The organism is Sulfuricurvum sp., assembly GCF_049305995.1.
Taxonomy (GTDB): domain Bacteria; phylum Campylobacterota; class Campylobacteria; order Campylobacterales; family Sulfurimonadaceae; genus Sulfuricurvum.
In genome coordinates this window covers 1-8334 of the sequence record NZ_JBAQPS010000305.1, presented here as the reverse complement: position 1 = coordinate 8334, position 8334 = coordinate 1, and the positions used below count along the sequence as shown (strand labels likewise).

Annotated in this window: 9 protein-coding genes; all 9 read left to right on the top strand. The window is 40.4% G+C overall.

From position 1 onward, the window contains the following. The coding region (locus WA010_RS10520; protein ID WP_422557069.1) for an NAD(P)/FAD-dependent oxidoreductase at positions 1–914 on the top strand (914 nt) is incomplete at its 5' end. 80 nt (positions 915–994) lie between these two features. Continuing rightward, complete coding sequence (locus WA010_RS10515) at positions 995–1690, top strand: nucleotidyltransferase family protein (RefSeq protein ID WP_422557068.1); 696 nt, start codon at positions 995–997, stop codon at positions 1688–1690. A gap of 220 nt (positions 1691–1910) precedes the next feature. Beyond that, positions 1911–2666: a kinase gene (locus tag WA010_RS10510; protein ID WP_422557067.1), complete on the top strand. Its 756-nt coding sequence runs from the start codon at positions 1911–1913 to the stop codon at positions 2664–2666. Between the two features lie 12 nt (positions 2667–2678). Beyond that, on the top strand, positions 2679–3839 hold the full coding sequence (locus WA010_RS10505) for a DegT/DnrJ/EryC1/StrS family aminotransferase (protein WP_422557066.1): 1161 nt from the start codon (positions 2679–2681) through the stop codon (positions 3837–3839). Positions 3840–3893: 54 nt separating this feature from the next. Beyond that, positions 3894–4832 (top strand): NAD-dependent epimerase/dehydratase family protein, encoded by a 939-nt coding sequence (locus WA010_RS10500; RefSeq protein WP_422557065.1) that lies wholly within the window; start codon positions 3894–3896, stop codon positions 4830–4832. After that, positions 4825–5781: a GDP-L-fucose synthase family protein gene (locus WA010_RS10495; protein WP_422557064.1), complete on the top strand. Its 957-nt coding sequence runs from the start codon at positions 4825–4827 to the stop codon at positions 5779–5781. The genes WA010_RS10500 and WA010_RS10495 overlap by 8 nt, the downstream gene beginning before the upstream one ends. Further along, complete coding sequence (locus tag WA010_RS10490; protein WP_422557063.1) at positions 5759–6583, top strand: transketolase; 825 nt, start codon at positions 5759–5761, stop codon at positions 6581–6583. The genes WA010_RS10495 and WA010_RS10490 overlap by 23 nt, the downstream gene beginning before the upstream one ends. Next, positions 6570–7520, top strand: a complete 951-nt coding sequence (locus WA010_RS10485; protein ID WP_422557062.1) for a transketolase family protein — start codon at positions 6570–6572, stop codon at positions 7518–7520. Before WA010_RS10490 ends, WA010_RS10485 begins: the two co-directional genes overlap by 14 nt. Continuing rightward, the coding region (locus tag WA010_RS10480) for a B12-binding domain-containing radical SAM protein (protein ID WP_422557061.1) at positions 7513–8334 on the top strand (822 nt) is incomplete at its 3' end. The genes WA010_RS10485 and WA010_RS10480, both read left to right, overlap by 8 nt.

The window sequence follows — 8334 nt, the reverse complement described above, 5'->3', positions numbered from 1 at the left end:
AAACAGAGCTCTCAGGGATAGAAGAGTTATATCTTAGAGGGATTCGAAACGGGGTAGAGGTACAAATCATAGACGAAGAGGAACTCTATAATATCGATCCTAATATTCAAACGTATAAAAAAGCTCTCTATTCTCCTAATACCTCGACGGTTGATCCGTTATTGATTTGCGCTGTGCTCAGAGAAAAATTAGAAAACTTGGGTGTAACGTTTATTTTTGGAGATGGATATGCGTTAAAAAGTGAAAAGGGTCTATTTTTAAAAAGTGGGATCCACATCAAATGCGATAAAGTGGTAAATTGTGCCGGTTTATATGCGGATAAAGTAGCGAACGATTTTGGTTTTGGTACAGACTATACGATTATCCCGTTTAAAGGGATGTATCTTAAATACTCCGGTAGTGATCAACCTATCCGAACCAATATCTATCCGGTTCCCAATCTAAAAAATCCTTTTTTAGGAGTTCACTACACTATAACTGTTGATGGCACGATCAAGATAGGCCCTACAGCAATCCCTGCTTTTTGGAGAGAAAATTACAACGGGCTGCGTAGATTTTCGATAAGTGAACTTTGTAATATTGTTAGTTATGAGATAAAACTATTTTTCAAAAATTCGTTTGCTTTTCGAGCATTGGCGATTGAAGAGATGAAAAAGTATAATAAAAAATACTTTGTCTCATTGGCAGCATCGCTTGTCAAAAAGGTCGATGAAAACCATTTTAAAGAGTGGAGCAAACCGGGCATTAGAGCCCAATTACTTCACAAAAAAACGCTTGCGCTTGTACAGGATTTTGTTGTGGAGGGTGATGATAAAAGTGTTCATGTCTTAAATGCCGTTTCACCTGCGTTTACTGCAGCTTTACCATTTGCTGAGTGGGTTGTTGAGAATTATGTTTTATGGGATAAAAAGTGAGGCAATGTAGCTATTGTCCCATTATTCAAAGAGACTTTGAGAATTCATGAGATACTATAAAAAAAAAGTTAAGGTTTGATGTGGAAGCGATAATATTGGCCGGTGGATTGGGGACTAGGTTGCAAAGTGTGCTTAAAGATGTACCGAAACCTATGGCCGATATTCATGGCAAACCTTTTTTATGGTATTTATTAGTTTTTTTGCAGAAAGGGGGAATCACAAAAGTGATCCTTTCTGTCGGTTACCAACAAACGTTTATCAAGGATTATTTTCAAGATTCTTTTTTAGGGATGGAGATAGTGTATAGTTGTGAGGAGAAACTGCTCGGTACTGGAGGCGCTATTCGAAAAGCGTTGGCGTACACTACTGAAAAAGCGGTTATGGTGTTAAACGGAGATACTTTTTTCAATTTTAGTATAGAGAAACTATATGAAATACATACTAAGTCTTCGTCTAAAGTTACTCTAGGGTTAAAACCTATGCAAAATTTTGACAGGTACGGCAGTGTCGAGATGACAGATTCAGTAGTAACCATGTTTGAGGAAAAGAAATTTAAACAACATGGGCTGATTAATGCGGGTGCATACCTGATGAATCGGGATATATTTGGTATATACGATGTTTCCAAAGAGATATTTTCATTTGAAAAAGATTTTTTAGAAAAATATTTGAGTGATTTAAGACCTACTGCCTATTTATGTGATGGCTACTTTGTCGATATAGGGATACCTGAAGATTATGAAAAAGCAAAAAAAGAGATAAATGATTATATCTAAGACACCGCATAGAATATCTTTTTTCGGAGGCGGAACCGATTACTCGTCGTACTATCTAAAGCATGGTGGGAAAGTGCTGGGTGTAGGGATAAATAAGTATTCCTATATCAATATTCGAAAACTTCCCCCCTTTTTTAATCATAAACATAGAATCGTATACTCAAAACAGGAAAATGTAGCAACTTTCGATGAAATAGTGCACCCAAGCGTTAGGGAAACGTTGAAATTTTTTAACGTAGATTATGGCATATCAATTCATCATGATGGAGATATTCCGGCTCGTAGTGGTATGGGGTCAAGTTCAGCGTTTACCGTGGGGCTGATCAAAAGCTTGTACGCTCTTGAGGGGAAAATGATCTCAAAAGATGAGTTAGCTAAAACGGCGATACACATTGAACAAAATTTGATACAAGAGCACGTTGGTTCTCAGGATCAAATATTTGCGGCGTACGGCGGGTTAAATATGATTGAATTTTTGCAAAGTGGCGAGATCATTGTCAATCCTGTGATTCTTCCTAAAGGGAGACTTGAGGAGTTTGAAAGTTCTTTGATGCTATTTTTTACGGGTATCTCGCGAATTGCGAGTGAAGTTGCAAAAGATCAAATCGAGAATATTGAGATCAATGAGCCTAATTTGTATGCAATGAAAGGATTGGTTGATGATGCATTGAGTCTATTAACATCCGACAGAGATATAAATTTATTCGGTGAAATGCTCAATGAAACGTGGAAACTAAAACGCTCACTCTCAGATAAAATCAGTAATTCGGAGATTGATGGCATGTATAAGAAAGCGATCGCTTCGGGTGCTATCGGCGGAAAATTATTGGGTGCCGGTGGTGGTGGATTTATGCTATTTTTTGTCCCAAAAGAGAGTCAAGAGAGCGTTAAAGAAGCTCTTAAAGGGTATCTAAATATTCCGTTTAAGTTTGATTCGGGTGGATCAGAAATCATTGTTTATGAACCAAATCATTGAAGGAAAAGCATTTTGAAATATGAATTAGCAAGCTCAACATGGGACAATGCTGAACGAGAAGCAATTGCACGTGTTGTGGAGAGTGACATGTTTACGATGGGGAAAAATGTGGCGGCATTCGAAGAATCATTTGCTGCTTTTTTCGGTAAAAAGTATGCGGTGATGGCCAATTCGGGCTCTTCTGCAAATCTTATAGCTCTTGCGTCACTTTTTTTTAGAAAAGAAAATCCGCTAAAAGCCGGAGATGAGGTGATTGTCCCTTGTATCAGTTGGGCTACGACGTTCCACCCGTTACAGCAGTACGGGCTGAAACTTCGATTTGTGGATATTGATCTTGAAACCCTTAATTACGATATCGAAAAACTTAAAAATGCGATCACTCCAAATACGAAAATGATTGTTACTGTGAGTATTTTGGGTAACCCTTGTGATTTTGATGCTATTGAGCAGTTGTGCGATAAGCACAATCTTATCCTTTTTGATGATAACTGTGAGTCTATGGGGGGCAAAATGGGGGGCAAATTTACAGGTACGAGAGGTCTTGTCAATACGTTCAGTACCTTCTTCTCGCATCACATCTCCACGATGGAAGGGGGCTTGGTCTTGACGGATGACAAAGAGATTTATAATCTCTTACGAGCGATGAGAAATCACGGCTGGACACGAGGTCAAGAGAGCGACAGCCCATTATTTGAAAAAAAAGAGGATGATTTTTTTGAAGCGTATCGATTTATCCTTCCAGGGTATAACGTTCGCCCCGGGGAGATGCATGGAGCGATAGGCCTTGAGCAGATGAAGAAACTGCCGAAGTTGGTAGACGAACGGCGTAAGAATGCGGACTACTTCGTATCGCTTTTCAAAGATGACAAACGTTTTATCATTCAAAAAGAGATCGGTGAAAGTTCATGGTTTTGTTTTACCATGATTGTTCGCCCTGAATTGGCACTGGAGCGAAAAGAGGTGCTAGAAAAGCTCCGTGAGGCGAATATAGAACATCGAATTATTACCGGAGGGTGTTTTTTGAAACATGACGTCATCCAATATTATGACTATAGTGTACACAGTCGGGAAAATGCCGATATCGCTCATGATCGGGGATGGTTCGTCGGTAATCATCCTCATGATATACGCAAAGAGATCGATTATTTGTACGAAACGTTAAAGAGTTTTTGATGCAATACGGATGGATAGAGAATTATAATTTGATACTATATAGGGGAAATAAAAATGGGTTTTAATATTCTTGTCACAGGCGGAGCGGGGTATTTAGGTTCCATGTTGGTTCCAAGCCTGCTTGCCGAGGGGCATAATGTAACAGTAATGGATACGTTTATATTTGCTCAAAACAGCCTTTTGGAATGCTGCGCACATGAGAATTTTCAGATTATAAAAGGGGACGCGCGAGACGAGGGGATATTAAAATCGATATTGCCGAAATTTGATATTATCATCCCTTTGGCGGCGCTCGTCGGTGCACCTCTTTGCAGTAGAGATGCCATAGGTACAGTTACGACCAATAGAGATGCGATTGAGAGTTTGACACGTCTTGCGTCAAAAGAGCAAAAGATTATCTATCCTACTACCAATAGTGGATATGGTATCGGAGAACAGGGGATTTTTTGTACGGAAGAGACACCGCTGAGACCGATATCAACGTATGGAAAAACTAAAGTTGAAGCTGAGGAAATTGTTCTCAATCGAGGTAATGCCATCACCTTCAGACTGGCAACCGTGTTTGGTATGGCTCCTAGAATGAGGCTTGATCTTTTAGTGAATGATTTTACCTATAGAGCATTCAACGATCGTTTCATCGTCATATTTGAGGGTCATTTTAAACGAAACTATATCCATATCCGAGATGTGGCTCGTGCGTTTATCCATGCCATCAATAATTTTGACCGAATGAAAAATGAAGCTTATAATGTGGGGCTCAGCGATGCAAATCTCTCAAAGCTTGAATTATGTGCCAAAATCAAAGAGCATCTTCCGAACTTTACGATTATGGAAGCACCTATAGGCAAAGACCCCGATCAAAGAGATTACATCATCAGCAATGACAAAATCGAAGCGACCGGATACAAACCGATTCACTCTTTGGATATGGGGATTAAAGAACTTATCAAGGGTTATACGATAATCACCAACAGCAAATACAGTAATGTGTAATCAAGAGGATAAGATTTTCATAGCCGGACATAAAGGTCTTTTAGGCTCGGCAATCCTCAATCAACTCAACGACGAGGGATTTTGTAATCTTATTACAGCCGATAAAAGCCAATTAGAGTTAACCGATTTTGTAGCTGTCGATATGTTTTTTGCTGAAAATAAGCCTGATATTGTTTTTTTGGCTGCCGGAAAAGTGGGGGGGATCGTCGGAAACAAAACCTATCCTGCCGATTTTTTACGAATCAATCTGGCAATTCAGTATGCTGTATTTGAAGCTGCCCATAAACACAATACAAGACACGTACTTTTTTACGGCTCTTCATGTACCTACCCGAAATTTTGTCCTCAACCAATGAAAGAATCTGATTGGCTCACCGGAGCAATCGAAGAGACGAGTATGGGGTATGCGGCGGCGAAAATCGCAGGGATTGTTGCAGCTAAATCTTACAATGCACAGTTTGGATATAATAAATTTATTTGTCTTATACCCAATTCGATTTATGGTCCTAATGATAATTTCGATCTCGAAAATTCTCATGTACTATCATCCTTGATTCGAAGATTTTACGAAGCAAAAATCCATGAACTTCCAGAAGTTGTATTATGGGGAAGCGGTACTCCGAAGAGAGAATTTGTTCATGCTCGTGATGTGGCCTCTGCATCATTGTTCGCGCTCCGACATACTGAACATCTTGAAAATGTCCACTATAATATTGGAAGCGGCGAGGATATTTCCATAAAAGAGCTTGCTGAAACCATTGCAGGTATTATCGGATATGATGGGAAATTGGTATGGGATGAGACGAAACCGGATGGGGCACCTCGAAAGTTACTTGATTGTGATAAATTTTTAGCTTTGGGCTGGAAACGAAATATTGATTTTGACAAGGGGCTGAAAAGTACCTGTACATGGCTAAAGGAAAATTATGACACCATCAGAATTTCTTGAAAATAAAGCCAATGAGATTAGAAAAGAGACATTGCTGATCCATAAAAGAGCTATTGAAACAAGGGTTGCTTCATCCCTTTCTCCCATCGAAGTTTTTGTGGCATTGTATTATGGCGGTGTTTTAAAATATAACCCAAAAATCCCGTTGTGGGAAGGCAGAGACCGTTTTGTGATCAGTAAAGGGCATGGGTCCATCTCGATGTATCCTATTTTGGCCGATTTGGGATTTTTTGATAAATCAGAACTTGAAAATGTCTGTAAGCCCGGTTCTTTTTTAGGGGGGATACCCGATCCCATAATTCCGGGCTATGAAACGATTAACGGTTCATTGGGGCATGGATTAGGAGTGGCGTCGGGGATGGCTGTCGCATTGCGCGCCAAGAATTCAGATTCATCGGTCTTTGTCCTTGTCGGAGACGGAGAACTCAATGAAGGATCGAATTGGGAAGCAATTATGTTTGCAGCGCATAACCGATTGGATAATCTCATCGTTATTGTGGATGAGAACAAAGTCTCTATGCTTGATTTTACGAAAAATATTCTCGATATTTCTCCGCTTGCTGCAAAATTTGAAGCGTTTGGATTTGAATGTTTTAGCGTTGAGGGTCATGATGTGGCATCGGTTCAAAATAGTCTACTCTCCGCAAAAGAGGCTAAAAATAAAAAACCGAAAGTGGTGCTTGCCCAAACACTCAAAGGCAAAGGGGTCCCTTTTCTAGAGAGCCATCCACTCAGTCATATTTTGTCCCTAAAGCCAGATGAGGTTGATGAGATTGTAAGGGGGCTGGATGCAAGAGATTAAGCCTAGAGCAATGCGTGATGTCTTTATTGAGGCGCTTAGAGTAAAAATGGCGGAGGATGAGTTGATATTTTTTCTCTCAGCCGATTTTGGTTCCCCCGCGCTAGACAAACTCAGAGAGCTATATCCTAATCGTTTTCTCAATGTAGGGATAGCCGAACAAAATCTTATCAATGTGGCGACCGGTCTTGCTTTGGAAGGGTTCAAAGTCTATGCATACGCTATCGCTCCGTTTATCACCATGCGATGCTATGAACAAATCCGCGTCAATTTGGCTGTTCTTTCCCAAATTCGTCCGATGTGTGTGAATATTATCGGGGTGGGTGCCGGATTTAGTTACGATATGAGTGGTCCGACACACCATTGTTTGGAAGATCTATCCATTATGGGGACATTACCGAATGTTACTGTTTTCAGTCCAAGCGATTATTCAAGTGCTGAACGCTATGTGGACGAGACATTGAAGATAGGAATTCGGTATCTTCGATTTGATGCGAAACCTCTTCATAATATCGATGCCGAAGAAATCAATGTAAAAAATGGTTTTAGAGTCGTAAAAGAGGGGAATAACAGTGTTATTATATCGACAGGATTTATGACACATAAAGCGGTAGAATACGCCGATACACTCAAAACACTTGATAAAAATATCGGGGTTATAGATTTGTTTTTACCATCGGATTTCAATTATGACGCGCTTGAAAAAGTGTTAAATACCTACGATACGTTGATATCGCTCGAAGAGGGTATCGGCAAAGCCGGAGGGTTGGACAGCAAAATCCTCCATTTTCTAAATTCCCGAAAACTTCTTAAATCTTATACGCCGTTAGCGATGCAGGGTGGATATAGTTTTGAGATAGGCTCCAGAGAATCGTTGCATGAGCATTTTGAGATGGGACTTCAAAATGTTATCCGCGTATTAAAGGGACACAATGGTTGATATCGTATTCATCAATCCCGGTGATCGTAAACAAATTTATCAGGATCTCGGAGCCGATATTTCAGCCATAGAACCTCCGTTTTTGACCGCATCTTTTGCCGCCTATTTGCGAAACAAAGGGTTCAGTGTTGCGATCATAGATGCACAGGCTGAGAATATTACACCGCTGGAAACTGCCCAAAGAACACACGGTTTAAACCCTTTGCTGGCATGTGTCATTGTATATGGAAATCAGCCCTCTGCCAGTACGCAGAATATGAGCATCTCCGGCAGAATTTGTACCGAACTGAAAAATATCGGCATTGAAAAAGTCGCAATAGGCGGTCTGCACCCTTCCGCATTACCAGAGAGAACGCTACGGGAAGAAGCGGTTGATTTTGTTATAGAGGGGGAAGAACAAGAGCCTCTTTTTGCCCTTTTAGAATTTTTAAAAGGCTCATCTGAGATAACATCGGTTCCCGGTATTTGGAGATGGGAAGAAGCAGAGATCGTTCATACTCCTCGCGCACCGCTTGCCAAAAAGTTGGATGATGTATTACCGATTGCGGCATGGGATTTACTTCCGATGGACAAATACAGAGCTCACAACTGGCATTGCTTTGATGATATTAGTAACCGTATGCCCTATGCTGCTATCTATACCAGTCTCGGATGCCCCTACTCGTGTACATTTTGTTGCATTAATGCCCCCTTCGGAAAGCCGGGTATACGGTACCGAACACCTGAAACGGTTGTCGAAGAGTTAGAATTGCTTCATACTCAATACGGTGTTAAAAATGTTAAATTTGTGGATGAGATGTTTGTGTTGGATGAA

Bases quoted from the DNA above. Each gene is read 5' to 3' on its own strand.
- WA010_RS10500 (WP_422557065.1), top strand. From the start codon at position 3,894: ATGGGTTTTAATATTCTTGTCACAGGCGGAGCGGGGTATTTAGGTTCC.
- WA010_RS10495 (WP_422557064.1), top strand. From the start codon at position 4,825: ATGTGTAATCAAGAGGATAAGATTTTCATAGCCGGACATAAAGGTCTT.
- WA010_RS10490 (WP_422557063.1), top strand. From the start codon at position 5,759: ATGACACCATCAGAATTTCTTGAAAATAAAGCCAATGAGATTAGAAAA.
- WA010_RS10485 (WP_422557062.1), top strand. From the start codon at position 6,570: ATGCAAGAGATTAAGCCTAGAGCAATGCGTGATGTCTTTATTGAGGCG.